This is a genomic window from Aegicerativicinus sediminis, assembly GCF_015476115.1.
In the GTDB taxonomy this organism is placed as follows: domain Bacteria; phylum Bacteroidota; class Bacteroidia; order Flavobacteriales; family Flavobacteriaceae; genus Aegicerativicinus; species Aegicerativicinus sediminis.
In genome coordinates this window covers 284,223-311,055 of record NZ_CP064295.1, presented here as the reverse complement: position 1 = coordinate 311,055, position 26,833 = coordinate 284,223, and the positions used below count along the sequence as shown (strand labels likewise).

The 26,833-nt window shown below is 36.2% G+C and carries 20 protein-coding genes, 5 tRNA genes and 1 pseudogene; 23 read left to right on the top strand and 3 right to left on the bottom strand.

What is annotated here, in order from left to right:
• Positions 1-8: 8 nt before the first annotated feature.
• A complete protein-coding gene (locus ISU00_RS01390) occupies positions 9-2,810 on the bottom strand; it encodes a S8 family peptidase (protein WP_228852250.1) in 2,802 nt (933 codons plus the stop codon).
• Between the two features lie 148 nt (positions 2,811-2,958).
• On the opposite strand from ISU00_RS01390, the gene ISU00_RS01385 reads away from it, so the two are divergent.
• From ISU00_RS01385 to ISU00_RS01275, 23 genes and pseudogenes are all read left to right on the top strand, one after another.
• Positions 2,959-3,186, top strand: a complete 228-nt coding sequence (locus tag ISU00_RS01385; protein WP_228852249.1) for a PspC domain-containing protein — start codon at positions 2,959-2,961, stop codon at positions 3,184-3,186.
• 2 nt (positions 3,187-3,188) lie between these two features.
• Complete coding sequence (locus ISU00_RS01380; RefSeq protein ID WP_228852248.1) at positions 3,189-4,205, top strand: potassium channel family protein; 1,017 nt, start codon at positions 3,189-3,191, stop codon at positions 4,203-4,205.
• A gap of 95 nt (positions 4,206-4,300) precedes the next feature.
• Positions 4,301-5,923, top strand: a complete 1,623-nt coding sequence (locus tag ISU00_RS01375) for an alanine/glycine:cation symporter family protein (RefSeq protein ID WP_228852247.1) — start codon at positions 4,301-4,303, stop codon at positions 5,921-5,923.
• Positions 5,924-5,932: 9 nt separating this feature from the next.
• On the top strand, positions 5,933-6,808 hold the full coding sequence (locus ISU00_RS01370; protein WP_228852246.1) for a helix-hairpin-helix domain-containing protein: 876 nt from the start codon (positions 5,933-5,935) through the stop codon (positions 6,806-6,808).
• Positions 6,809-6,828: 20 nt separating this feature from the next.
• The gene (locus ISU00_RS01365; protein WP_228852245.1) at positions 6,829-7,995 is read left to right on the top strand and encodes an acyl-CoA dehydrogenase family protein; all 1,167 of its coding nucleotides are present in this window, start codon (positions 6,829-6,831) and stop codon (positions 7,993-7,995) included.
• 100 nt (positions 7,996-8,095) lie between these two features.
• On the top strand, positions 8,096-8,290 hold the full coding sequence (rpsU, locus tag ISU00_RS01360; protein WP_228853705.1) for a 30S ribosomal protein S21: 195 nt from the start codon (positions 8,096-8,098) through the stop codon (positions 8,288-8,290).
• 97 nt (positions 8,291-8,387) lie between these two features.
• The gene (locus tag ISU00_RS01355) at positions 8,388-9,284 is read left to right on the top strand and encodes a tyrosine-type recombinase/integrase (RefSeq protein WP_228852244.1); all 897 of its coding nucleotides are present in this window, start codon (positions 8,388-8,390) and stop codon (positions 9,282-9,284) included.
• A gap of 89 nt (positions 9,285-9,373) precedes the next feature.
• Entirely contained in the window at positions 9,374-9,676 is a 303-nt protein-coding gene (gene hpf, locus ISU00_RS01350; protein ID WP_228852243.1) for a ribosome hibernation-promoting factor, HPF/YfiA family, read from the top strand.
• A 101-nt stretch (positions 9,677-9,777) separates the two neighbouring features.
• Positions 9,778-9,851, top strand: a tRNA-Thr gene (locus tag ISU00_RS01345).
• A 62-nt stretch (positions 9,852-9,913) separates the two neighbouring features.
• Positions 9,914-9,996 (top strand) — tRNA-Tyr (locus ISU00_RS01340).
• A 70-nt stretch (positions 9,997-10,066) separates the two neighbouring features.
• Positions 10,067-10,139, top strand: a tRNA-Gly gene (locus ISU00_RS01335).
• Between the two features lie 86 nt (positions 10,140-10,225).
• Positions 10,226-10,297: transfer RNA gene (locus ISU00_RS01330), tRNA-Thr, on the top strand.
• 122 nt (positions 10,298-10,419) lie between these two features.
• Complete coding sequence (gene tuf / locus ISU00_RS01325) at positions 10,420-11,607, top strand: elongation factor Tu (protein WP_228852242.1); 1,188 nt, start codon at positions 10,420-10,422, stop codon at positions 11,605-11,607.
• 112 nt (positions 11,608-11,719) lie between these two features.
• Positions 11,720-11,792 (top strand) — tRNA-Trp (locus ISU00_RS01320).
• 55 nt (positions 11,793-11,847) lie between these two features.
• Positions 11,848-12,042, top strand: a complete 195-nt coding sequence (secE, locus tag ISU00_RS01315; protein ID WP_228852241.1) for a preprotein translocase subunit SecE — start codon at positions 11,848-11,850, stop codon at positions 12,040-12,042.
• Positions 12,043-12,056: 14 nt separating this feature from the next.
• Positions 12,057-12,614, top strand: coding sequence for a transcription termination/antitermination protein NusG (gene nusG, locus ISU00_RS01310; protein ID WP_228852240.1), 558 nt, complete (start codon positions 12,057-12,059; stop codon positions 12,612-12,614).
• A gap of 71 nt (positions 12,615-12,685) precedes the next feature.
• Entirely contained in the window at positions 12,686-13,126 is a 441-nt protein-coding gene (gene rplK, locus ISU00_RS01305; protein WP_228852239.1) for a 50S ribosomal protein L11, read from the top strand.
• An 11-nt stretch (positions 13,127-13,137) separates the two neighbouring features.
• Entirely contained in the window at positions 13,138-13,830 is a 693-nt protein-coding gene (rplA, locus tag ISU00_RS01300; RefSeq protein WP_228852238.1) for a 50S ribosomal protein L1, read from the top strand.
• 19 nt (positions 13,831-13,849) lie between these two features.
• Complete coding sequence (gene rplJ / locus ISU00_RS01295; RefSeq protein ID WP_228852237.1) at positions 13,850-14,371, top strand: 50S ribosomal protein L10; 522 nt, start codon at positions 13,850-13,852, stop codon at positions 14,369-14,371.
• 59 nt (positions 14,372-14,430) lie between these two features.
• Positions 14,431-14,811: a 50S ribosomal protein L7/L12 gene (gene rplL / locus ISU00_RS01290; protein ID WP_228852236.1), complete on the top strand. Its 381-nt coding sequence runs from the start codon at positions 14,431-14,433 to the stop codon at positions 14,809-14,811.
• A 129-nt stretch (positions 14,812-14,940) separates the two neighbouring features.
• Entirely contained in the window at positions 14,941-18,753 is a 3,813-nt protein-coding gene (gene rpoB / locus ISU00_RS01285) for a DNA-directed RNA polymerase subunit beta (protein ID WP_228852235.1), read from the top strand.
• Positions 18,754-18,803: 50 nt separating this feature from the next.
• Positions 18,804-23,106, top strand: a pseudogene (gene rpoC, locus ISU00_RS01280) (DNA-directed RNA polymerase subunit beta').
• 55 nt (positions 23,107-23,161) lie between these two features.
• Positions 23,162-23,479 carry a DUF3467 domain-containing protein gene (locus ISU00_RS01275; protein WP_228853704.1) on the top strand — a complete coding sequence of 106 codons (318 nt, stop codon included), beginning with the start codon at positions 23,162-23,164 and terminating at the stop codon, positions 23,477-23,479.
• 100 nt (positions 23,480-23,579) lie between these two features.
• Here ISU00_RS01275 and ISU00_RS01270 read toward each other — a convergent pair whose 3' ends face one another.
• Together ISU00_RS01270 and ISU00_RS01265 are read right to left on the bottom strand one after the other, a co-directional pair.
• Positions 23,580-23,810, bottom strand: coding sequence for a (4Fe-4S)-binding protein (locus ISU00_RS01270; RefSeq protein ID WP_228852234.1), 231 nt, complete (start codon positions 23,808-23,810; stop codon positions 23,580-23,582).
• 143 nt (positions 23,811-23,953) lie between these two features.
• Positions 23,954-25,543, bottom strand: a complete 1,590-nt coding sequence (locus ISU00_RS01265; RefSeq protein ID WP_228852233.1) for a peptide chain release factor 3 — start codon at positions 25,541-25,543, stop codon at positions 23,954-23,956.
• Positions 25,544-26,833 lie beyond the last annotated feature (1,290 nt).

Below are 26,833 nucleotides of genomic sequence, written 5' to 3'. Positions count from 1 at the left end.
CCCCTTTATTAATTATATATAATTAATTTTTTTGCATTAAGAACTTTTCCGTTTTTCAGGATACGCGCGATATATAGCCCGTTAGATAGTACGGGAAGATCAATGAATTCTTCCCTCCGCTCAATATAACTATTAAGAACAACCCTCCCTGTTAAATCTATTAATTGGAAGTCGATGCCATTTCCTTTGGTTAAAATGCCAATTCCATATTCTAAAGAGGTAGGATTAGGAAATATAAATAAATCATTTTGAGCTGGAACGTTAATAGTAACTTTATTAGTTTCTATAACTGTACCGTCCTCCAGAACAATAATAGCACCATATTCAAATTCTCCTGCCGAAGAAGTAGCATCTTTAAAATCAACAACTAATTGAGTAGGACTATTAACAGTGGTTAATACAGTTTCCTGCCCGTCAAAAGTTTTTGTAATTATTATCTCAGAAATATTTTTCAGGGTGCTTAATGTAAGAGTAGTTTCAACCATTTCCTCTTCATTCAAATAAGCATAAAAAGTTTGGAAATAACAATTAACCCCTTGGAGATTGAAATTAAATGTCTGCCCTTGAACCCCCAATTTTTCATTAAAAATAGGAGTTATAGATAGGTAATCTGATTCCAATTGATTGCGTTGAAGAATAATGAAATTTTCGCTAGTTGAGGTTATTTCTTCCATATACATTGCTCCTAAATTTTTAATAAGGTATGAACTAGCATAATCAATTGGATCCCAGCTAACAACTAATTCACTATCACACAAATATTCTAATCTAGATCGAGGTGGTGTAGAAATGACAAAAGGCTCTGTTATAAAATAGTTTGTGCCAACAGACATCCGAAATTGTGCTATCCCGTTCAAATTGCTAGGTTCCCATTTATAATATTTTTGCAATAAATCTACGCTTCCAGCAATTACTTGCCAAGGGCCTTCATTTATTTTAAACTCCAGCGTACCACTATTCAAATCAAAAGTATTTTCCCATCTTAAATATTGGCTGATTTCGGAGTTCATTTTATCACCTTCTACGGGATAATTCCAGATAAATTCATCTGACTTCTCTATATAATAAGCGAATGAAAAGCTTTGTGTGCCATCCAATTCATGTGCAGATATTTCAATTTCATAATCTCCTGATTCTGGATTATCTATAGTAATTAATTCAACTGTATTTTTATTATCTACTCCTCTTATAGCAGGCTTAGCCAATGAATCTGTCAACGGATAAGTACTTAAGACCCAAGGTTTCCATACACGTCCATTTTTCTTAATTATAATGTCTAAATCGTTTATAAGGATTTCTTCGTCTCCGGCATTTGCCGCTTTATCATTCCAATTTAGAGCTATGCGTAGTTTTTTTGAGTTTGATGGAATTGATATTGGATAATTTTTACTCTCTAGACTATTAATGTCATCTGAAGTATATTGGTTATTCAATAATAACCTTAATGATTTGTAAGCGTTAACATTGCCAAATCCAGATTCGAAGTCTGGGCCTACTTCTTCAATATCGTCAGCTCCAGCAATTAATACAGATTTTACAATTTCAGATCTCGGAATCTCTCCATGTGTGTTAAGAAAGGCTTCTTGTAAAATTCCAGTTACTCCGCTAACGGTGGCTGCTGCATCAGAGGTTCCCTCTGGCCCGTAAGCCACAAGATCTGGTTTTAATCGACCATCATTTGTAGGCCCTTTAGAACTTAAAGTTGCAACCTTCAAATCTTGTTTCACTCCTCCAACCACCAATACATTTTTAGCCATTTTAAAGTTTCCTGTAAAATTGCTATAACCCGAAATATTGGCAAAATTTCCATTTTCGATAGCTAGATTTCCCTTGTTTCCTGAGGAAAATACATGTATCAAATAAGGATTGTTTAGAGTGCTTTCATCATATGCAACCGCTTGAGCACCATAATAATTTTCAAGTTGGCTCGTACCATAAGAGTGATTCTGAATAAAAAGTTTATCATTTTGATAAACGTTCGGATTATCTGGCAAGAGCGTAATGAAATCGGAGGAACTTATCGTGGTCGTAGGTAATATTCCTAATGAAGCTTGTGAGTTATTGCCTCCTCCAGCAATGAGTGTTGCCATAAGTGTTGAATGCAAGCTTTTATTTTCGCTTTCCGTTCCATTAAGAAAATACCTATTTTTTATATCTAGGTCATTTAGATCAAATAGTTCTTCTTTTATTGAGATTTTAATCGAACTGCCGAGATATTCTGGAAATTTCTGATGAATAATATTAATTTGGTTTGTACTTAAATCCATCCCTGAAACATTGGCCTCAGTATTTACTCCAGGTAATTCATCTATAAAAAAGCAATAGCTTGATTTAGATATGTTTTCAATTTGATTCCTATTTGTATTAAGATATATCAAGTCGCCTCTTTGATAAATCTTTTCATAAACCACCTTTCGTCCTATAATATCAGTTATGAAATTTTCGGCGTCTGAAGTTGAAATACTCAAAGTGACTGATTCATTTTTATTTGTTTTTCTGGCATCTAACTTGGGAGAGAATTTCCAAGTGTTATCGGGTAAATAATAGTCGATTTGAGGAGGACTATTTTTTTGCGATTTTTTAAGATGAATTACTGCAAAATCGTTTTCCAACCTTTTAACTATCTTCACATTGTCAGAGAATGGGTCCTTATCTAATGATTTTAAAGAAACAACATAAAATCCCTCCTCAATAGATTCATTAATAACTGGTTTTACATTGTATTTAATAAGGTTTTTTGGGATTTCACTTTGAGTAAATCCAAAGTTTGAAAACAGAAATAAGAAAAAGAAAAATTTTAGGAACTTCATGTTAAGATTTTGGGTCTAAATAATTCCAAGGGGAAAGCTAAACAAAAAATATAAATTGCAGTTTAGTTGGTTATTAAAAAACCAATTTAAAATCAAAATTCTAAATTGGCTTTAATTAATTAAATTTACCGCCATAGCCACTTACGGTATGAATATAATTTATAAGCCTTTACTTTTTTTCCAGAAGCATGGTTATTATGTATGCCAGAGAATCGCAGACCGTATTGGAATTCGCGCGAAAGTAGTTCGAACATCGTTCATGTACCTCACCTTCGTTACTTTAGGTTTTGGATTTGCACTATACCTATTCTTGGCATTTTGGATGAGGATTAAAGATTTAGTTTATACTAAACGAACATCAGTATTCGACCTATAAGCATGACCCCAATTTTCACTATTTTCAGATCCAGGATATATACGGCGGTATTTCTTATTGTTATTCTGCTGCTTTTCGGGATAGTCGGGTTTCGGTTTATTTCTGGATTTACCTGGTTGAATGCATTTTATATGACCGTAATCACAATTACTACGGTTGGTTTTAGTGAGGTTCAGCCGTTAGATGAATTTTCGAAGATATTTACCATATTCCTTATACTTACGAGTGTGGTGATTTTGGGTTATGCAATCTCCATAATAACCGAATATATTTTAAGTAAGAACAATTTTGAAGAATTTAAATTAAAGAAAATGCAGAAAACGATCGATTCCATGAAGAACCATGTTATTATATGTGGATATGGTCGGAATGGCAAACAAGCGGCCAAGAAATTAACAAGTTATAATCGGCCCTTTGTTGTTATTGAACAAGATAAGGATGTCATCGATAAATCAATGGAAGATATACCATTTATACATGGAAATGCGAATGAGGATGAAATTTTGAGACAAGCTGGTATTGATAAAGCGTCAAGTCTTTTGTCTGCGTTACCAAATGATTCAGATAATTTGTTTGTGGTACTCTCTGCACGCCAAATAAATAAGAACTTAAAAATAATAAGTAGGGCTTCACAAGAAACCTCCTATCAAAAGTTAAAATTGGCCGGAGCGGATAATGTCATTCTTCCTGATAAGATAGGTGGCGATCATATGGCTTCTTTGGTTGTGGTACCTGACCTAATTGAATTTATAGATAACCTTTCCATAATTGGTAAATCTAATATTAATATTGAAGAACTTTCCATCGACCAGATCTATAATACCAATGAGGTAAAGACTATTCGCGATTTAGATTTGAGGAGAATATCTGGTTGCACGGTAATCGGCTTTAAAACTGGTGATGGCGACTATATTGTAAATCCAGAGGCTGAAACTTTATTGGTGCCAAATTCTAAGATTATTGTATTGGGAAGGCCAGAACAGATAGACAAATTAAATTCAGTCTACAAGATAAAGTAGAATGCCTTTTAACAAATGGTTTTTTAATAACTCAGAATTTTTTAGCATCTTGTCGCCCATTTTAAAAATAGCAAACTAACCCTTAGACATTATTTATGAAGAAACTTGTACTACTTCTTTTCTCGGTTTTATTTCCATTACTTACAATAGCTCAAGAATCAACCTCAGAAAAGTTCGATCGTGTTTTTAAACAATATACAAGTTGGTTTGTTGATGGAATTTTTTATGAAATTCCTTTTTCTGAAAATTATAACATTCCGTGGGTATTAATTGTCTTAATAGGAGGTGCAGTCTTTTTTACTATTTATTTCAAATTCATAAATATTACTGGTTTTAGAACAGCACTCAGGGTTGTACAGGGGAAGTATGAGGATATAGAAAGACACGGTGCTGACACACTGTACGCTGATCCAACCCCGAATGAAGATGAAAATATAATTGAAACTCTAAGAGATGATAGTGCACATGGTGAGGTATCTCACTTCCAAGCATTAACTGCAGCTCTTTCTGCTACGGTTGGTTTAGGTAATATAGCTGGTGTGGCAGTAGCATTGTCAATTGGTGGCCCAGGGGCAACTTTCTGGATGATTTTGGCTGGTTTATTAGGTATGGCATCCAAATTTGCAGAGTGTACCTTAGGTGTAAAGTACAGGGATGTTGGAAAGGATGGTACTGTATATGGAGGCCCTATGTACTATTTAACAAAAGGATTTAGAGAAAAAGGCATGGGTGGTTTCGGGAAAGTCCTTGCAGTATTATTTGCCATATTCGTAATTGGAGGTTCCTTTGGAGGTGGAAATATGTTCCAAGCAAATCAAGCTGCGGCTCAGTTTACTAAACTATTTAGTTTTGAATCTCCTAATGCTGGCATGTATTTCGGAATGGTAATGGCCGTTATTGTAGCGGTTGTAATAATCGGAGGTATTAAAAGAATTGCCTCTGTCACTGAAAAGATTGTACCGTTTATGGCAGGTATATATGTATTAGCCGCCCTAATTATTTTAGGTGCTAACTATAATCATATAGGAGATGCATTTGGTTTGATATATGAAGGAGCATTCTCTGGACTTGGCATAGCAGGTGGTCTTGTTGGTGTGATGATACAAGGAATAAGAAGAGGAGCCTTTTCAAATGAAGCAGGAGTTGGGTCTGCTGCGATCGCTCACTCTGCGGTAAGAACAAAATATCCAGCTAGTGAAGGTATAGTAGCATTGTTAGAGCCATTTGTTGATACAGTAATCATTTGTACAATGACTGCTCTTGTAATCATAATTACCAATTATGATGGGCAATTTATGGAATATGGAGTTGAGATTAAGGAAGGTGTTGAATTAACTGCTACAGCATTTGATTCTGTCATACCTCATTTTTCAGTGGTTTTAACTGTAGCCGTTATTTTGTTTGCCTTTTCAACCATGATATCATGGTCTTATTACGGAATGCAAGGATGGGTTTATCTCTTCGGAAAAGGAAAGGTTAGTGACTTAGTATATAAAATCTTATTCTTAATATTTGTTGTTATTGGTTCTTCAATCAGTTTAGGAGCAGTAATAGACTTCTCTGACGCCATGATTTTTGCAATGGTTGTTCCAAATATTATTGGGGTCGTAATACTGTCTCCAATAATTAGTCGGGAATTAAAGAAATATATGAATGCTATTAATGTTAAGCATACAGCTTTGGAAGAAGGTGCGGAAGACCTTAACAAGCATATGTAATAGCCCAAAATGAAACATATTAAATCCCATTTCGAATTAACAAATCAGCAACGGAATGGGATTCTTTTTTTGATATTAATCATTATCATACTTCAGGGATTTTTGTTTTTTGGCAATTCACGCAGCACGGATAATTTTATTCAGGATGAAGATTTAGTACTTTTAGAAAAGCAGATTGATTCTATTAAAAATATCCAAAAAGAGAAAGTTTCACGAGTTTCCATTCTACCTTTCAATCCTAATTTTCTAACGGATTATAGAGGATATATTTTGGGAATGTCCACAACCCAAATCGATAATGTTTTAAAATTTAGAAAAACCGGTAAATGGATTAATTCAATTGAGGATTTTCAAACGGTTAGTGGGGTTTCAGATTCATTAATGCTTCAAATTGAGCCTTATATAAAGTTTCCAGATTGGGTTAATAATCCCATTAGGAATACAGCTGAATATAAGATAAATGGTAAGCCAGAAGTCAAAGAAATCATTGATTTGAATAGGGCAACCTTGCAGGAACTAAAAATGGTTAATGGTATTGGGGATGTTCTTGCCGAAAGGATTATTACTTACAGAAATTCATTTAAGGGCGGATTTGCTTCTTTAATTGAATTAGAAAATGTTTATGGTTTAAAACCGGAGGTGATTAGCATTTTATCTGAAAGATTTCAAGTTAAAACCCCAAGACCAATTGAGACAATTAATTTGAACTCAGCTGATAGGGACAGATTAGTTAGTGTGCCTTTTATTGATTATGAGTTGGCGCATAGAATCGTCGAATACCGCATACTTCATGAAGGATTTAAATCTCTTGATGAATTAAATTCAGTGAAAGGATTCCCGGAAAATAAATTTGAACAAATAAAATTATATTTGCAGCTTAATTAATTTCGAGCAACTAGGTTTTTATGGAAAATCTTTATTTCACAGAAGAGCATCATCTATTTAGGGAAAGTTTAAAAAGTTTTCTCCAAAAAGAGGTGGTACCTCATGTGGATGAATGGGAGAAAAATGGCACAATCGATAAGGCGATATGGCCGAAATTAGGGTATATGGGTTTTCTAGGGCTAACTTACCCTACCGAATATGGAGGGTTAGGATTAGACCTTTTCTATACTCTTATTTTATTGGAAGAATTGCAGAAAATTAATTCTGGTGGGTTTGCGGCGGCTGTTTGGGCTCATTGTTATTTGGCTATGACTCATTTAAATGCAGAGGGTAGCGATTCTATTAAAAAAGACTATTTAGAACCTAGTATCCATGGTGAAAAGTTGGGATGCTTGTGTATTACTGAACCCTTTGGGGGAAGTGATGTCGCTGGTATGCGGACCACCGCTGTAAAGGAACGGGACGGATATATTATTAATGGATCCAAAACTTTTATTACCAATGGTGTTTATGCTGACTACATGGTGGTGGCGGCAAAGACGGATCCTACTTTAGGTAATAAAGGAATTAGTCTTTTTGTTGTTGACAGTAATTCAGAAGGAATTAATACTTCTAAATTAGACAAACTAGGATGGAGAGCGTCCGATACCGCAGAAATCTCTTTTGATAATGTAAAAGTAGGTTCAGATAAGATGCTTGGAGAAGAAAACAAAGGCTTTCCATATATAATGCAGCACTTTGCTTTGGAACGTTTAATAATGGCAATTAATGCGCATGCTCGTGCAGAGTATGCATTAGAATACGCCTTGCATTATATGGACGAGCGCCAGGCATTTGGCAAATCACTTGACCAGTTTCAAGCCTTAAGGCATAAGGTCGCAGATTTGGCTACTGAAATCGAGCATTGCAAAACCTTCAATTATGTAATTACCGCCCAATTAGACGCAGGTAATTATCCAGTAAAAGAGGCAACCATGGCTAAATTGAAGTCGACCAAAATGGCTGATGATGTAATTTATGAATGTCTTCAATTTTTGGGGGGCTACGGTTATATGGAAGATTATCCCATGGCTCGTTTATTGAGAGATAGCCGTTTGGGGCCAATTGGTGGTGGTACCTCCGAAATCCTTCGGGAAATCATTTCCAAGATCATTATTGATAAGAAGTCCTACAAGCCACGTATTTAGTTATTTATCACCATAATAATTTCAAAAAAAATATTGCGGTAAATTAAAATAGTTTCTATATTTGCCCACCAAAATTTTAAAAGAGAGGAGGTTAAGGCCGATGTTAATAATACCTGTAAAAGACGGAGAAAATATCGATAGAGCGCTAAAGCGTTTAAAGCGTAAATTTGATAAGACTGGTGTAAAGCGTGAATTGCACAATCGTAAGCAGTTTACAAAACCTTCGATTGAGAGACGCTCTCAAATTCAAAAAGCACAATATATCCAGACATTAAAGGATAAAGAAGAAATTTAATTTTCTTGAATAATATTTGAAATCCCATCCTAACAGATGGGATTTTTTTTATCCCAATTTTATTTTATTATCTTTTGCCTACCCAAGGATTAAATTGATGGATTGGATTGAATCTTTTATAGATTACTTAGCCGTTGAAAAAAAATATTCACAACATACGGTAATTTCCTATTCTAAGGATTTAAATGATTTTAACCTTTTTCTACGGGATTCATATGGAACACTTCAATATTCAGAGGTTAACTATGGCGTTATAAGACAATGGATTGTTAGTCTTGTTGAGCAAGGTTTAGATAATCGATCTATCAATCGCAAAACTTCCGCTTTAAATTCATTTTTTAAATTTATCCAACGGGCAGGAACAATAAATTCAAACCCGATGGTTCTTCACAAGGCATTAAAAGTTAAAAAATCTAAACAAATGCCATTTTCCAAAGAAGAGGTTTATTCGGTTTTAGATATGTTGAAGGAGGAGGGGTCTTCCTTTGAAAATATTCGAAATCAATTAATTGTGGAATTGTTTTATGCCACTGGTATGAGACGTGCAGAATTGGTAAATCTAAAACTTACAGATTTACAATTAGAAAATGGTGTGTTAAAAGTCTTGGGTAAGAGAAATAAGGAACGTTTTATTCCGTTAATAAATGTAGTTAGAGACCGGTTTAAAACCTATTTAACTTTTAGAAACGAATTAGAAACTATTAAGGATGGTGAATATATTTTCCTCACCGCCAAAGGAACTAAAATTTACGACACTCTTGTCTATAGAGTAATAAATGATTATTTTAGTAATGCATCCACTAAGGCAAAATGTAGTCCACACATACTGAGGCACTCATTTGCGACACATTTGTTGAACGAGGGTGCCAATCTAAATGCGGTTAAGGAGTTGCTTGGGCATTCTAGCCTAGCCGCTACTCAAGTTTATACACATAATAGTATTGCAGAATTGAAAAAGGTTCATTTTAAATCTCACCCCAGACAAGATTCATAAATGGATTTTTTTATTCTGAAATAGTCTTTGTTTCAGACTTTAATGAAACACGCTTTCTAAAATAAATATTAACCTAAAAAAGAAGAAAGATGAAAGTAAACACCCAATCAGTAAATTTCAATGCAGATCCTAAATTGATTACCTTTATCCAAAAGCGTATGGATAAGTTAGATTTATTCTACGATAAGGTGATACAATCGAATGTCTATTTGAAATTAGATAACACCAGTTCAAAAGAGAATAAAATTTTTGAGGCGCGTGTACATGTTCCTGGTGATAGTTTAGTGGTGAAAAAGCAATGCAAATCCTTTGAAGAAGGTGCAGATATGGCAGCTTCATCCTTAGAAAGGCAATTAAAAAAACGCAAACAAAAATTAAGGCCTAGGAGCTAAGAAAATTTTATAAAATTTGTTTTGAATACTAAAATAAATCTATACATTTGCAGTCCGTTAGAAATAGCGGACTTTTTTATGGTTAAAAAAGGGCCATAAATGCCTCCATAGCTCAGTTGGCCAGAGCACGTGATTTGTAATCTCGGGGTCGTGGGTTCGAATCCCTCTGGAGGCTCAAAATCAAAGTGTTAGATATTAATAACACAACGTTTTTTTGACATTTTGAATACCAAATTTGGGGAGATACTCAAGCGGCCAACGAGGACAGACTGTAAATCTGTTGGTTTTCACCTTCGCAGGTTCGAATCCTGCTCTCCCCACAAAATTTTTTGTAAATTTGTGCTCCCAAAAAAGAGGGAAACAATATCTCAAGAAAATTAAGTTTTAAAAGCGGGAGTAGCTCAGTTGGTAGAGCGTCAGCCTTCCAAGCTGAATGTCGCCGGTTCGAACCCGGTCTCCCGCTCTAACCAATCCTGTGAAGACAGGATCTCTTCCTTCAATATTGCTTTTGTGATATAGAATTGAGGGTTGTAGGTTAAAACACTTTACGCCGGTGTAGCTCAGGGGTAGAGCGTTTCCTTGGTAAGGAAGAGGTCAGGGGTTCAAATCCCCTCATTGGCTCAACGAAATAAATCAAAAAACAAGGCTGAAGTCTTGTTATTTGCGTACGATAAATTTACTGCCATGTGGCAGTAGAATTAATTTAAGAACACTAATATAAATAAGAATAAAATAATTTAACAATGGCAAAGGCAACTTTCGATCGTTCAAAACCACACTTAAATATTGGTACCATTGGACACGTTGATCACGGTAAGACAACCTTAACTGCGGCTATTACTAAAGTTTTAGCTGACGCTGGTTTGTCAGAAGCTAGATCATTTGATCAAATTGATAACGCTCCTGAAGAAAAGGAGAGAGGTATTACAATTAACACTTCTCACGTAGAGTACCAAACAGCTAACCGTCACTACGCTCACGTTGACTGTCCTGGTCACGCGGATTACGTAAAGAACATGGTTACTGGTGCTGCACAAATGGATGGTGCTATCTTGGTTGTTGCTGCAACTGATGGTCCTATGCCTCAAACTCGTGAGCACATCCTTTTAGGTCGTCAGGTAGGTATTCCACGTATCGTTGTTTTCATGAACAAAGTGGATATGGTTGATGATGAAGAGCTATTAGAGCTTGTTGAAATGGAAATCCGTGACTTGTTATCTTTCTATGAATATGATGGTGACAATGGGCCTGTTATCGCTGGTTCTGCATTAGGTGCATTAAACGGTGAGCAAAAATGGGTTGATACCGTTATGGAGTTGATGGAAGCGGTTGATTCTTGGATTGAAGAGCCATTACGTGAAATCGATAAGCCTTTCTTAATGCCAATCGAGGATGTATTCTCTATTACTGGTCGTGGTACTGTTGCTACTGGTCGTATCGAAACTGGTATTGCAAAAACTGGTGACCCAGTTGAGATTATCGGTATGGGTGCTGAGAAATTAACTTCTACAATTACTGGTATCGAGATGTTCCGTCAAATTCTTGATAGAGGTGAAGCTGGTGATAACGCTGGTATCCTTCTAAGAGGTATCGAGAAGACTCAAATATCTCGTGGTATGGTAATCTGTAAGCCAGGTTCAGTAACTCCACACAAAAAATTCAAAGCTGAGGTTTATATCCTTAAGAAAGAAGAAGGTGGACGTCACACTCCATTCCATAACAACTACCGTCCACAGTTCTACGTAAGAACAACTGACGTAACAGGAAACATTATGCTTCCTGATGGAGTTGAAATGGTTATGCCTGGGGATAACTTAACAATTACAGTTGATTTGATTCAGCCAATCGCAATGAATGTTGGTCTACGTTTCGCTATCCGTGAAGGTGGTAGAACTGTAGGTGCTGGTCAGGTTACTGAAATCCTAGACTAAGTCCAAAAACAAAAATAGGTCTTAAGGTGTCCTGCAAAAGCGGGACGCCTTGACTTTTATTTATAGGGAGAGGGAAGCTATGACATATTTTTATGGTGTTCTTATCCCAGAGACGGGTTTAGCTCAGTTGGTAGAGCACTGGTCTCCAAAACCAGGTGTCGGGAGTTCGAGTCTCTCAACCCGTGCAAATACGTTTATTTACTGGAGATCCAATAAATAAAGTCAAAATTAAAATTAATAATGGCTGGAATAGTAAATTATATTAAAGATTCTTTTGATGAATTAAAGAATAATGTATCGTGGCCAACATGGCAAGAAGCCCAAAGCCTAACAGTTTTGGTAGCTGTGTTTTCCATTATTTTCTCTTTAGCAATTTGGGGAGTGGATACTGTTTTCAGCAAAGTGATTCAAGCTTATTTTAATTGGATCGGTTAAAAGAAAGCAATAAAATGTCTGAGACAAGTTTAACAAAGAAGTGGTATGTCGTTCGAGCTGTTAGTGGACAGGAGAACAAGGTTAAGACATATATTGAAAACGAAATTTCCAGACTTGGGTTAGAGGACTACGTTGAGCAGGTATTAGTTCCAACAGAAAAAGTAATTCAAATTAGGAACGGGAAAAAAATAAACAAGGAAAGAGTTTATTTTCCTGGTTACATAATGATTCAGGCTAATCTTAGTGGAGAGATTCCTCACATTATTAAATCCATTACAAACGTTATTGGATTTTTAGGTGAAACAAAAGGAGGAGATCCTGTGCCATTAAGACAGTCTGAAGTGAATAGGATGTTAGGTAAGGTTGATGAGTTAGCCTTAGATGCCGATGCTAATGTTGCAATTCCATTCACAATTGGTGAAACTGTTAAGGTTATTGATGGTCCATTTAATGGATTCGACGGTATCATCGAAAAAATAAATGAAGAAAAGCGTAAGCTTGAAGTAATGGTTAAAATCTTTGGGAGAAAGACACCATTAGAATTGAGCTATATGCAAGTTGAAAAAGTATAAAGTGTTACACTATATAAAGTAGATCTTTTTTTGCTTCCAATATTGAAAGATCTGCAACTAAATTAATTAAAATGGCAAAAGAGTTAAGTAAAGTAGTTAAGCTACAAGTTCGGGGAGGTGCCGCGAATCCTTCGCCACCGGTAGGACCCGCTTTAGGAGCTGCTGGAGTTAACATTATGGAATTTTGTAAGCAGTTCAACGCTAGGACTCAGGATAAACCTGGTAAAGTTCTTCCAGTTGTAATTTCTGTTTACAAAGACAAATCATTCGATTTTGTTGTAAAGACTCCTCCAGCTGCTGTACAGTTAATGGAAGCGGCCAAAGTAAAAAAGGGATCAGGTGAACCGAACAGAAAGAAGGTAGCAAGAGTATCTTGGGACCAAATCAGAACTATTGCAGAAGATAAAATGCAAGATTTAAATGCATTTACAGTCGATTCTGCTATGAAAATGGTTGCTGGTACTGCAAGATCCATGGGTATAACAGTTAGAGGCGGAACAGCTCCTAACTAAAAATTTTTGAAATGGCAAGATTGACTAAAAAGCAAAAGGAAGCCAGATCTAAAGTAGACAATTCAAAATTGTACACATTAGAAGAAGCTTCAGCTCTAGTAAAGGAAATTACTTACACAAAATTTGATGCCTCTGTAGACCTAGCAGTTAGACTTGGTGTAGATCCAAGAAAAGCTAACCAAATGGTTAGAGGTGTCGTTTCTCTTCCTCACGGAACTGGTAAGGATATGAAAGTGTTAGCCCTAGTAACTCCAGATAAGGAAGAAGAGGCTAAAGAAGCAGGTGCTGATTATGTTGGTTTAGATGAATATCTAGACAAGATAAAAAGCGGATGGACCGATGTTGATGTTATCATCACTATGCCTAGCATTATGGGTAAATTAGGTCCATTAGGTAGAGTATTAGGCCCACGTGGTTTAATGCCGAACCCAAAAACAGGAACCGTAACAATGGAAGTTGGTAAGGCAGTAAGTGAAGTAAAAGCTGGTAAAATCGACTTTAGAGTTGATAAAACTGGTATCGTTCACGCTCCAATTGGAAAGGCATCATTTAGTGCCGATAAGTTGGTGGGCAATGCTAATGAACTATTGTCTACGTTGATTAAATTGAAGCCTACTGCGGCTAAAGGTACGTACATGAAAAGTATTTCAATGTCTAGTACTATGAGCCCTAGTATTTCTATAGATCCAAAAATCACTAAGTAAGTAGTTAAACTTTCAGAAAATGACAAGAGAACAAAAAGCACAGGTAATTGAAGAGTTGACTGCAGAGTTAGGAAATAATCCTAACATCTATTTAGCTGATATTTCAGGACTAGATGCAGGAAACACTTCAGATCTACGTAGAGCTTGTTTTAAAGCTAACGTAAAACTAGCGGTTGTTAAAAATACCTTGTTGACTAAGGCAATGGAAGCTTCTGAAAAAGATTTCGGAGAACTTCCTAATGTCCTTAAAGGAAATACATCAGTGATGTATTCTGAGACAGGTAATGCACCTGCTAAAGTAATTAAAGCCTTTAGAAAAAAATCTGATAGGCCTTTGCTTAAAGGAGCTTTCATCGAAGAGGCAATTTATATAGGAGACGATCAATTAGATGCCCTAGTTGATATTAAATCTAGAGAAGAGCTTATTGGGGATATTGTTGGATTACTTCAATCTCCAGCTAAGAATGTTATTTCAGCTCTTAAATCTGGAGGCGGTAAATTGGCCGGTATCCTTAAGACCCTATCTGAGAAAGAAGGGTAATATTAAAGTGTACGCACTCAACAAATTATATATTTAAAAATTTACAAAAACGATAGAAAATGGCAGATTTAAAAGATTTTGCAGAACAATTGGTTAACCTTACCGTAAAGGAAGTTAACGAATTAGCTACAATTTTAAAGGAAGAATACGGTATTGAGCCTGCTGCTGCTGCTGTTGCTGTTGCTGGTGGTGCTGCTGCTGGCGGTGGTGAAGAAGCTGCTGAAGAAAAAACCGAATTCGATGTTATCCTTAAGAGCGCTGGTGCATCTAAACTAGCTGTTGTTAAACTTGTAAAAGAGTTAACAGGTCTAGGTCTTAAAGATGCAAAAGAACTTGTTGATGGAGCACCAAACCCAATTAAGGAAGGTGTTTCTAAAGATGAGGCTGAAGGATTAAAATCTTCTTTAGAAGAAGCTGGAGCTGAGGTTGAGCTTAAGTAAGCTCAGCGTATAGCTACAAAATATGGTTTAGGTCAGTCTCGCCTTTCGGCGCGATATGACCTAAACCCTTTTGTGTATATAATTGCATATACACTTTCATTTATACTTTAATCAAAATCTCGTTCGTCGATGTTAGCAACACAAGCTGAAAGAATTAACTTCTCTTCAATTGTAAATAAAACGAATTATCCAGATTTCCTGGACGTTCAAATAAAGTCGTTCCAAGACTTTTTCCAGTTAGAGACAAAATCAGAAGAGAGAGGAAATGAGGGTTTGTATAATACCTTCATGGAGAACTTCCCGATTACAGATACTCGTAATCAATTTGTACTTGAGTTTTTAGATTACTTCATAGATCCTCCGCGTTATACAATTGAAGAATGTATTGAGAGAGGTCTTACTTACAGTGTGCCCCTAAAAGCACGTTTAAAACTTTATTGCACAGATCCTGAGCATGAAGATTTTGAAACTATTGTTCAAGATGTTTACTTAGGAACTATTCCATATATGACCCCTAGTGGAACCTTTGTTATCAATGGTGCCGAGAGAGTTGTTGTGTCTCAGTTACACAGATCTCCTGGGGTATTTTTTAGTCAATCTTTCCATGCTAATGGTACCAAGTTGTATTCAGCTAGGGTTATTCCATTCAAAGGGTCTTGGATAGAATTTGCTACAGACATCAATAGCGTAATGTACGCCTATATTGATCGTAAAAAGAAATTACCAGTAACTACTTTATTCCGTGCTATCGGTTTTGAAAGGGACAAAGATATCCTTGAAATTTTCGATTTAGCTGAGGAGGTTAAAGTATCTAAAGCTGGACTTAAAAAAGTTTTAGGCAGAAAATTAGCTGCACGTGTTCTTAATACTTGGCACGAAGATTTCGTTGACGAAGATACGGGTGAAGTTGTTTCTATTGAGCGTAATGAAATTGTATTAGATCGTGACACTTTAATTGATAAGGATAATATCGACGAGATCCTTGATGCTGGTGTAAAAACGGTTCTATTACATAAAGAGAATGCACAGCAAGGTGATTATGCGATCATCTATAATACGTTACAAAAAGACCCGACTAACTCCGAAAAGGAAGCTGTTGAGCATATTTACCGCCAATTGCGTAATGCTGAACCGCCTGATGAGGAAACTGCACGTGGTATCATTGAGAAATTGTTCTTCAGTGATCAGCGTTATAGTTTAGGAGAAGTTGGTCGTTATAGAATGAACAAAAAACTTGGTCTTGATATCGGTATGGACAAACAAGTTCTTACCAAAGAAGATATCATTACTATAATAAAATATTTAATTGAGCTTATCAACTCAAAAGCGGAGATTGATGATATCGACCACTTATCTAACCGTCGTGTCAGAACAGTAGGTGAGCAGTTATCATCCCAATTTGGTGTTGGTTTGGCTCGTATGGCTCGTACCATTCGTGAAAGAATGAACGTTAGGGATAATGAAGTTTTCACGCCAATCGATTTGATTAATGCGAAAACTCTGTCTTCTGTAATTAATTCATTCTTTGGTACAAACCAGTTATCTCAGTTTATGGACCAAACAAATCCATTGGCTGAAATTACTCATAAGCGTCGTCTTTCTGCATTAGGCCCTGGTGGTCTATCACGAGAGCGTGCAGGATTTGAGGTTCGTGACGTTCACTATACACATTATGGACGCCTTTGTCCTATTGAAACTCCTGAAGGTCCAAACATTGGTTTGATTTCTTCACTTTCTGTTTTTGCAAAAGTTAACTCAATGGGCTTTATTGAGACCCCATACCGCAAAGTTGAAGAAGGAGTTGTGGATATTAAAAATGTACCAACTTATTTAAGTGCTGAGGAAGAAGAAGATTTATTGATAGCCCAGGCTACTGTAAATGTTGATGATGATGGTAAAATTTTGGAGGACAAAATTATTGCCAGACAAGAAGGTGATTTCCCAGTTGTTGAGCCAACGACAGTTCATTATACAGACGTTGCTCCTAACCAGATTGCATCTATTTCTGCATCTTTGATTCCTTTCTTAGAGCATGATGATGCTAACCGTGCCTTGATGGGATCTAACATGATGCGTCAAGCAGTTCCTCTATTGAGACCAGAATCTCCAATTGTAGGTACAGGTTTAGAAAGACAAGTAGCCTCAGATTCTCGTGTATTGATTAATGCTGAAGGGGATGGTGTTGTTGAGTACGTAGATGCAAACGAAATAAGAATTCGTTATGACCGAACTGAAGAAGATGGATTGGTGAGCTTCGATAGCGATACCAAAACATATCCTTTAGTGAAATTCAGAAAAACAAACCAAGGTACTTGTATCAACCTTAAACCTATCGTTAAGAAAGGTGACAAAGTAAACAAAGGTCAAGTTCTATGTGAAGGTTATGCGACTGAAAAAGGTGAATTGGCCCTTGGTAGAAATATGAAGGTTGCCTTCATGCCTTGGAAAGGGTACAACTTCGAGGATGCGATTGTTATTTCTGAAAAAGTTGTTCGCGACGATATTTTTACTTCTATCCACATAGACGAATATGCGTTAGAAGTTAGAGACACCAAATTAGGTAATGAAGAATTAACCAACGATATACCAAACGTTTCTGAAGAGGCGACTAAAGACCTTGATGAAAATGGTATGATTCGTATTGGTGCTGAAATTAAACCTGGTGATATTCTTATTGGTAAGATCACTCCTAAAGGAGAAAGCGATCCTACACCAGAAGAAAAACTGTTAAGGGCTATTTTCGGTGATAAGGCTGGTGATGTTAAAGATGCATCGCTTAAAGCTTCACCTTCGTTACATGGTGTTGTAATTGATAAAAAATTGTTCTCAAGAGCAATTAAAGATAAGAGAAAGAGAGCCAAGGATAAGGAAGATATCGATGCTCTTGAAGAGATTTACTACAAGAAGTTTGACGATTTAAAAGAAGTTTTAGTTGATAAACTTTTCACAATCGTAAACGGTAAAACGGCTCAAGGCATTTATAATGATCTAGGTGAAGAAATCATTCCAAAAGGAAAGAAATACACCTTGAAAATGTTAAATTCTGTAGATGACTACACGCATTTAACTTCTGGAACTTGGACAACTGACGACCATACAAATAAATTGGTTGCTGAACTAATTCATAACTACAAGATCAAGGAAAATGATCTTCAAGGTTCTTTGAGACGTGAGAAATTCACTATTTCTGTAGGGGATGAACTTCCTGCTGGAATAATCAAATTAGCGAAGGTTTATGTTGCCAAAAAACGTAAACTTAAAGTAGGTGATAAGATGGCAGGTCGTCACGGTAACAAAGGTATTGTTGCTAGAATTGTACGTGCAGAGGATATGCCTTTTTTGGAAGATGGAACGCCAGTTGATATCGTTCTTAATCCGCTTGGTGTACCTTCTCGTATGAACATCGGTCAGATTTATGAAACTGTTCTTGGATGGGCTGGGCAGAAATTAGGAACCAAATATGCTACTCCAATTTTTGATGGTGCATCATTAGATCAGATAAATGAAATCACTGATAATGCCGGTGTTCCTCAATTTGGCCACACTTATTTATATGATGGTGGAACCGGTGAGAAATTCGATCAGCCTGCAACGGTAGGTGTCATCTATATGTTGAAATTAGGTCACATGGTAGATGATAAGATGCACTCTAGATCTATTGGTCCATACTCATTAATTACACAACAACCTCTGGGTGGTAAAGCACAGTTTGGAGGTCAGCGTTTTGGTGAGATGGAGGTTTGGGCCCTTGAAGCATACGGAGCTTCTAGTACCTTAAGGGAAATTTTAACTGTGAAGTCTGATGACGTTATTGGTAGGGCCAAAACTTACGAAGCAATCGTAAAAGGTGAACCAATGCCAGAACCTGGCTTACCAGAATCATTCAACGTACTGATGCACGAACTTAAAGGTCTAGGTTTAGACATCAGACTTGAAGAGTAATCCCAAAGGGATAATTTCATTACAAAATAATTTGATAGCACCATAAAATAATGGCAAGAAAACAAGATAAAAACACTGTTCAGAGATTTAACAAGATCTCTATTGGTTTGGCTTCTCCTGAATCCATTTTGGCTTCTTCAAGGGGTGAAGTTCTAAAGCCAGAAACTATCAATTATCGTACTCACAAACCAGAAAGAGATGGTTTGTTCTGCGAGCGTATTTTTGGTCCAGTAAAGGATTTTGAATGTGCTTGTGGTAAATATAAAAGAATTCGATATAAAGGAATCGTTTGTGACCGTTGTGGCGTTGAGGTAACTGAGAAAAAAGTTCGTAGAGATAGAGTTGGTCATATCAATTTAGTGGTTCCTGTAGCTCATATTTGGTATTTCAGATCGTTGCCTAATAAAATAGGTTACCTTCTAGGTTTGCCTTCCAAGCAATTGGATATGATCATCTATTATGAAAGATACGTGGTTATTCAACCAGGTAACGCAACTAACGTAGATGGTGAGCCTTTAAATAAGATGGACTTCTTAACTGAAGAGGAATATTTAAATATTCTTGAATCTCTTCCCTCTGAAAACCAGTATTTAGACGATCACGACCCAAATAAATTCATCGCCAAAATGGGTGCTGAATGTTTGATTGAGTTGTTGGCTAGAATCGATTTGGATGAGTTGTCTTATGATTTAAGACACAAGGCAAATAACGAAACTTCAAAACAACGTAAAATGGAGGCTCTTAAGAGACTTCAAGTTGTTGAGGCGTTCAGGGATTCTAACTCTAACAGAGAGAATAGACCTGAGTGGATGATAATGAAGGTAATACCTGTTATTCCACCAGAATTACGTCCATTGGTGCCCCTTGATGGTGGTCGTTTTGCTACTTCAGACTTAAATGATCTTTATAGAAGAGTTATTATTCGTAACAACCGTCTTAAGAGGTTGGTTGAGATAAAAGCTCCAGAAGTGATTTTACGCAATGAGAAGCGTATGCTTCAAGAATCTGTAGATTCGTTATTTGATAACACTAGAAAAGCTTCTGCTGTTAAGACAGATTCCAACAGACCATTAAAATCACTTTCAGATTCATTAAAAGGTAAGCAAGGTCGTTTCCGTCAAAACTTATTGGGTAAGCGTGTTGACTATTCTGCTCGTTCTGTAATTGTTGTAGGGCCAGAATTGAAATTATACGAATGTGGTTTGCCTAAAAACATGGCAGCGGAACTTTACAAGCCATTTATCATCAGAAAGTTGATTGAAAGAGGTATTGTAAAGACTGTAAAATCTGCAAAGAAAATTATCGATAGGAGAGAACCTGTCGTTTGGGATATACTTGAAAACGTATTGAAAGGCCACCCAGTATTATTGAACCGGGCTCCTACGCTTCACAGATTGGGTATCCAAGCTTTCCAACCGAAACTTATTGAAGGTAAAGCAATCCAGTTGCACCCGTTAGTGTGTACTGCATTTAATGCGGATTTCGATGGTGACCAGATGGCGGTACATTTGCCACTTGGACCAGAGGCTATTTTAGAGTCACAATTATTAATGTTGGCGTCACATAATATCCTTAACCCTGCTAATGGTTCACCAATTACCGTACCTTCTCAGGACATGGTTCTTGGTCTATATTATATGACTAAGGAAAGACGTTCTACACCTGATCATAAAATTAAAGGTGAAGGCCTAACATTCTATTCTCCGGAAGAAGTTACTATAGCTTATAACGAGAAGAAAGTAGACCTTAATGGAATAATAAAAGTTAGAGTAAAAGATTTCAATGATAAAGGAGAGTTGGTTCCTCAAATTATAGAAACTACAGTTGGTAGAGTATTGTTTAATGAATCAGTTCCTGAAAGAGCTGGTTATATTAATCAAGTCTTGACCAAAAAATCCTTGAGAGATATCATTGGAAACATTCTTAAAGTTACTAGCGTTCCAGAAACAGCAGAATTCTTAGATAAAATAAAAGATCTAGGTTATAGATTTGCCTTCCAAGGTGGCCTTTCATTTAGTTTAGGTGATATTATCATTCCTAAGGAAAAGCACACCATGATTGATCGTGCCAATGAATTGGTGGATGGCATCATGGCAAACTATAATATGGGATTGATTACCAATAACGAACGTTATAACCAAAGTTATTGATATTTGGACATCGACCAATGCTGAATTAACAGAGCTTTCCATGAAACGTATTCGTGAGGATCAGCAAGGATTTAACTCTGTGTATATGATGCTTGATTCTGGTGCGAGGGGATCCAAAGAACAGATTCGTCAGCTTACTGGTATGCGTGGTTTGATGGCCAAGCCTAAAAAATCTAATGCTGGTGGTGGCGAAATTATCGAGAATCCGATTCTTTCTAATTTTAAAGAAGGTTTATCAATTCTTGAGTACTTTATCTCTACTCACGGTGCTCGTAAAGGTCTTGCGGATACCGCTCTTAAGACTGCCGATGCAGGTTATTTAACAAGACGTTTGGTGGATGTTTCACAAGATGTTATCATTTATTCAGAAGATTGTGGAACTCTAAGAGGTATCGAAGTTTCTGCGCTTAAGAAAAATGAAGAAGTTGTTGAAAGATTAGAAGATAGAATTGTTGGTAGAACTTCATTAAATGATGTTTATGATCCTGTAACGGAAGAATTGTTGGTATCTGCTGGTGATCATATCGATGAAACTATTGCTCGGAAGATTGAGGAGTCTCCAGTAGAGACAATTGAAGTACGTTCTCCATTAACTTGTGAGGCTAAGCAAGGTATTTGTGCAAATTGTTACGGTAGAAATTTAGCTACCGGAAAAATGGTACAAATAGGTGAAGCTGTTGGTGTTGTTGCTGCACAGTCTATTGGTGAGCCAGGTACACAGCTTACTTTGAGAACTTTCCACGTGGGTGGTATTGCAGGTAACATTTCCGAAGAGAATAAGTTAATTGCTAAGTTTGATGGTATTGTTGAGATTGAAGATCTTAAGACGGTTGAAACAACAGATAGCAATGGACAAAAAGTCGATGTAGTTATTTCAAGAACTTCAGAAATGAAGTTGGTTGATGCCAATACAGGTATTGCTCTCTCAACTAATAACATTCCTTATGGTTCTTTCATTTATGTGAAAAACGGACAAAAGGTTAAAAGAGGTGATGTTATCTGTCAATGGGATCCATATAACGGTGTAATTATTTCTGAATTTGCCGGTAAGGTAAAATATGAAAACATTGAGCAAGGTGTTACTTATCAGGTTGAAATTGATGAGCAAACCGGATTCCAAGAAAAAGTAATTTCTGAATCTAGAAATAAACGATTGATTCCTACACTTCATATTGAAGATGGTAAGGGTAGTACAATTAGATCTTATAACCTTCCTGTTGGTGCACACTTGATGATTGATGATGGTGAGAAAATCAACGTAGGTAAAATTTTGGTTAAGATACCTCGTAAGTCAGCTAAGGCAGGTGATATTACTGGTGGTCTTCCAAGGGTAACCGAATTGTTCGAAGCTCGTAACCCATCTAACCCAGCTGTTGTTAGCGAAATTGATGGTGTTGTTTCCTTCGGAAAAATCAAGAGAGGTAACCGTGAAATTATCGTAGAGTCCAAGTTAGGCGAGATTAAGAAGTATTTGGTGAAATTATCTAACCAAATCCTTGTTCAGGAGAATGATTATGTTAAAGCTGGTATGCCATTATCAGATGGTTCTGTAACTCCTGAAGACATCCTTAATATTAAAGGCCCATCAGCTGTTCAGCAATATTTAGTAAACGAGGTACAAGAAGTTTATCGTTTACAGGGTGTGAAAATTAATGATAAGCACTTTGAAGTTGTTGTAAGACAAATGATGCGTAAGGTTCAAATCATTGATTCCGGTGATACAATTTTCTTAGAAAACCAATTAGTCCACAAAAGCGATTTCATTGAAGAAAACGATAAGATTTTTGGTATGAAAGTAGTAGAGGATGCTGGTGATTCACAGAATTTAAAAGCAGGTCAGATTGTTACCTTACGTGACTTAAGAGATGAGAATTCAATTCTTAGAAGAGAAGACAAGAATCTGGTTACAGCTAGGGATGCGCAGCCTGCAACGGCTACACCAATCCTTCAAGGTATTACAAGGGCTTCACTTCAAACTAAATCATTTATTAGTGCTGCATCCTTCCAGGAAACAACCAAAGTCTTGAATGAAGCTGCAGTGAGTGCTAAAGTTGATGATCTAGATGGATTGAAAGAAAACGTAATTGTTGGTCATAGAATTCCTGCCGGAACTGGTGTGAGAAGATTTGATCACATTATTGTTGGTTCGAAGGAAGAATTCGACCAAATGATGAGAGCTAAAGAAGCTATGAATTATAACTAAATTGAAAGCTCCATCAGAAGATGGAGCTTTTTTTTTCAAAATAAATTATACTGTTATGGCAGAAGACAATAAAAAAAGAAATCAAGGAAAAATAAATATTGAAATAGATGAGAATGTGGCAGAAGGGACTTATTCTAATTTAGCCATTATTAATCATTCTGTTTCAGAATTTGTTGTGGATTTTGTAAGCATTATGCCAGGAACTCCTAAGAGCAAGGTGAAATCTAGAATTATTTTAACGCCTCAACATGCAAAAAGACTTTTGAAGGCTTTAAAAGATAATGTTCAAAGATTTGAAAATGCCCATGGAGAAATCAAAGATTATGAGCAACCGCCCATACCCTTGAATTTTGGACCAACGGGTCAGGCATAAAAAAATTTCATTGGGCAACCACCGATACCATGAATCTCTGTCAGAATTTTTTAGGTATGGAAAAAAGAACGCCTTTGTATATTATACAAAGGCGTTCTTTTTAAACTAATACCTTATTAGATTTACATTGTAATGCCCCAGAAGGGCATTTTTTTATTTGCTCCACTATTTTTTTTGTAGGAGCACCGTCTAGATTAATCCAAGGGATTACAGTTTGTCTGAAAACATTGGAAAGCTCATTTGCGCATCTTTCTGCATTTATGCAGGCGCTAGGTTTGTAGGTTACAGTAATCTCATCGTTACTGTAAACGTTGGGGTTAGTAGGGCTCATAAGTAGATCATTTTTGGGGTTATAATCTAATCATAAATTAATGAAGTCAATGTACAAAATCAAGTTTTAATATAGATAAAATGCATAAAAAAATCGATGAAATACACTAAAAATTATGCTTTAACTATATAAAATGTTGAAAATCAACTATATTCTGATGTATAATGAAATTTAATCGTAGAATACTTATCCTTCGTCATTTGAAGTGAAAAAGGAGAGTCTGCAAGGAATACTAATTGCCCTTTTTTATCCTTGGCAAGGTAGCGCTGTTTTACATTTTTAAAATCCTTAAACTCTGCATTTTTCGGATCGGTGGGTTGAACCCAACAAGCTTTATGCACGTTTAAATTTTCGTAACTGCACTTTGCCCCGTATTCATGTTCTAGGCGGTATTGAATTACTTCATATTGTAGGGCCCCTACAGTTCCAATTACTTTCCTGCCATTCAACTCTAAGGTGAATAGTTGTGCAACACCTTCATCCATTAATTGGTCAATACCTTTAGCCAATTGTTTGGATTTCATGGGGTCAGCATTATTAATATAACGGAAATGTTCGGGTGAAAAACTGGGAATTCCCTTATAATGAAGTTCCTCACCCTCCGTTAAGGTATCACCGATTTTAAAATTGCCCGTATCATGTAAGCCAACAATATCACCAGGATAAGAGACATCCACAATTTCTTTCTTCTCTGCAAAAAAAGCATTAGGGCTGGAAAATTTCAGTTTCTTATTGTTTCTAACATGAAGATACGGAGTGTTTCTTTCAAACTTTCCTGATACTATTTTAATGAAAGCCAATCGATCTCTATGATTTGGATCCATGTTGGCGTGAATTTTAAAAACAAAGCCAGAAAATTTATCCTCATCAGGATTTACTAAACGTTCTTCGCTTTTCTTTGGTCTGGGTTTTGGTGCTATGGCTACAAAACAATCCAACAATTCACGTACCCCAAAGTTGTTTAATGCCGATCCAAAAAATACTGGCTGCTGTTCACCATTAAGGTAAGCCTCTTTGTTGAATTCAGGATAAATTCCTTGAACCAATTCAACTTCTTCTCTTAAAGTATTCGCCGATTTTTCGCCTACTAATTTATCAAGTTCTACAGAAGACAAGTCCTTAATTTCAATAGTTTCCTCAATGTTTTTTCGACTATCTCCACTAAATAGGTTTATATTCTTCTCCCAAATATTGTAAATACCTTTAAAGTCGTAACCCATACCAATTGGGAAACTCAAAGGAACGACTTTCAAGTTTAGTTTTTGTTCAATCTCATCCAATAAATCAAAAGCATCTTTCCCCTCACGATCAAGTTTGTTTATAAATACGATCATAGGTATATTTCGCATTCTACAAACTTCAACCAATTTCTCTGTTTGCTCCTCAACACCCTTTGCTACATCTATTACTACAATAACACTATCAACTGCTGTTAAAGTTCTAAAAGTGTCTTCAGCGAAATCCTTGTGGCCAGGTGTGTCGAGAATATTAATTTTATATCCGTCATATTCAAATGCCAAAACCGAAGTAGCTACAGAAATTCCTCTCTGCCTTTCAATCTCCATAAAGTCAGAAGTAGCTCCTTTCTTAATTTTGTTGCTTTTTACTGCACCTGCTTCCTGTATAGCTCCACCAAAGAGTAGTAATTTTTCGGTTAATGTAGTTTTACCAGCATCCGGGTGTGAGATAATACCAAAGGTTCTTCTCCTATTAATTTCTTCGTGGAATTTCATGCCTAAAAATTGGATGGCAAAGATAGGATTTAATTTTATTTTGATTTTTTAAAGTAGTATTAAACAAGCTTAAATTGTTGAATTTAGATCGAAATATTTAGGTGATTTTTTCAAAACCAAATTCTCCTTTAACAATTTCTAAGAGGAATCCATTATGTTGTTAAAATTTTGTGTATAACCCATTCAGTTACTTAATAATATAAGTTTTCACAATAGCTATCTTTCCAAAATCCTAACAGCTATTAATTTGAAATTTAAAAAACTACCTATTCCATGAAATCAATTTATCTCTCCCCATTGCTTGTTTGTCCTAAATCATTTCTGACTTTTTATAAAATTGTTTAACAAATTGAAATAGAAGCTTCTATTGATTGTTTATGGTCCAACTAAAGATCCTAAAATTAGTTTTATCCTTAAAATTTTAATTATGGCTTCCCTGTATTGGACTTACCTATTCTCCAAACCTTCAAATGCATTTAAAGCAAATGGCATCTAATAAAAGTATTTTGCAACAAAATCTACTCAAATTATTATTAGCTCTTTTTTTCCTTTTCAGCTCTTTTATTTATTCTCAAACTATTGGAGACTATCGCTCAATCGCTTCAGGGAATTGGACTAATGTTAATATTTGGCAATATTATAATGGAACAACTTGGGTAGCAGCGACGTATTATCCTGGTCAGACGGGTGGGCCTACTGTTAATCAAGTTTCCATTCAAGGTGGTTTTTCGGTGACACTAACTTCCAATATTCCGGGCCACATTAATTCGGTAATAGTTGGTGATGGGATAGGGGGGACTGATACCTTATTTATAAGTGCTCATACATCTGTAAATACAGATGTCATGATTATTTCCTCTGGGGGTGTAATTGATTGGACAGCTAATGTAATTTTATCACTTCCCTCTGGTTCAGCATTTATAGTGGATGGAGGTTATATGGATGAGAGTAATCCTTGTGATGCTGCTAAAAAACTGGTAATTGGTGGTAATACCTATTCTTCTTGTAATGGTCATGGTAATGGTTCGGACAAGCCATTTAGTTTTAATGATTTGAACGATGGTGGTGGAAGTATTAATGTTTCCCCCTCTTCCAATGGTCCGATTTGTGAAGGTACTGTCTTAAACCTATATGCAAATCCTTCGGGAGCAGGTAGTACAGATTCTTCTAATACTTATTCTTGGTCCGGGACTGGACCAAGTGGTTATTCGTTTTCATCAAATTTACAGAATCCTGTTGTTTTAAATTTGTTGGCAGGATCCTATACTTATACGGTCACTGTTGTTCATA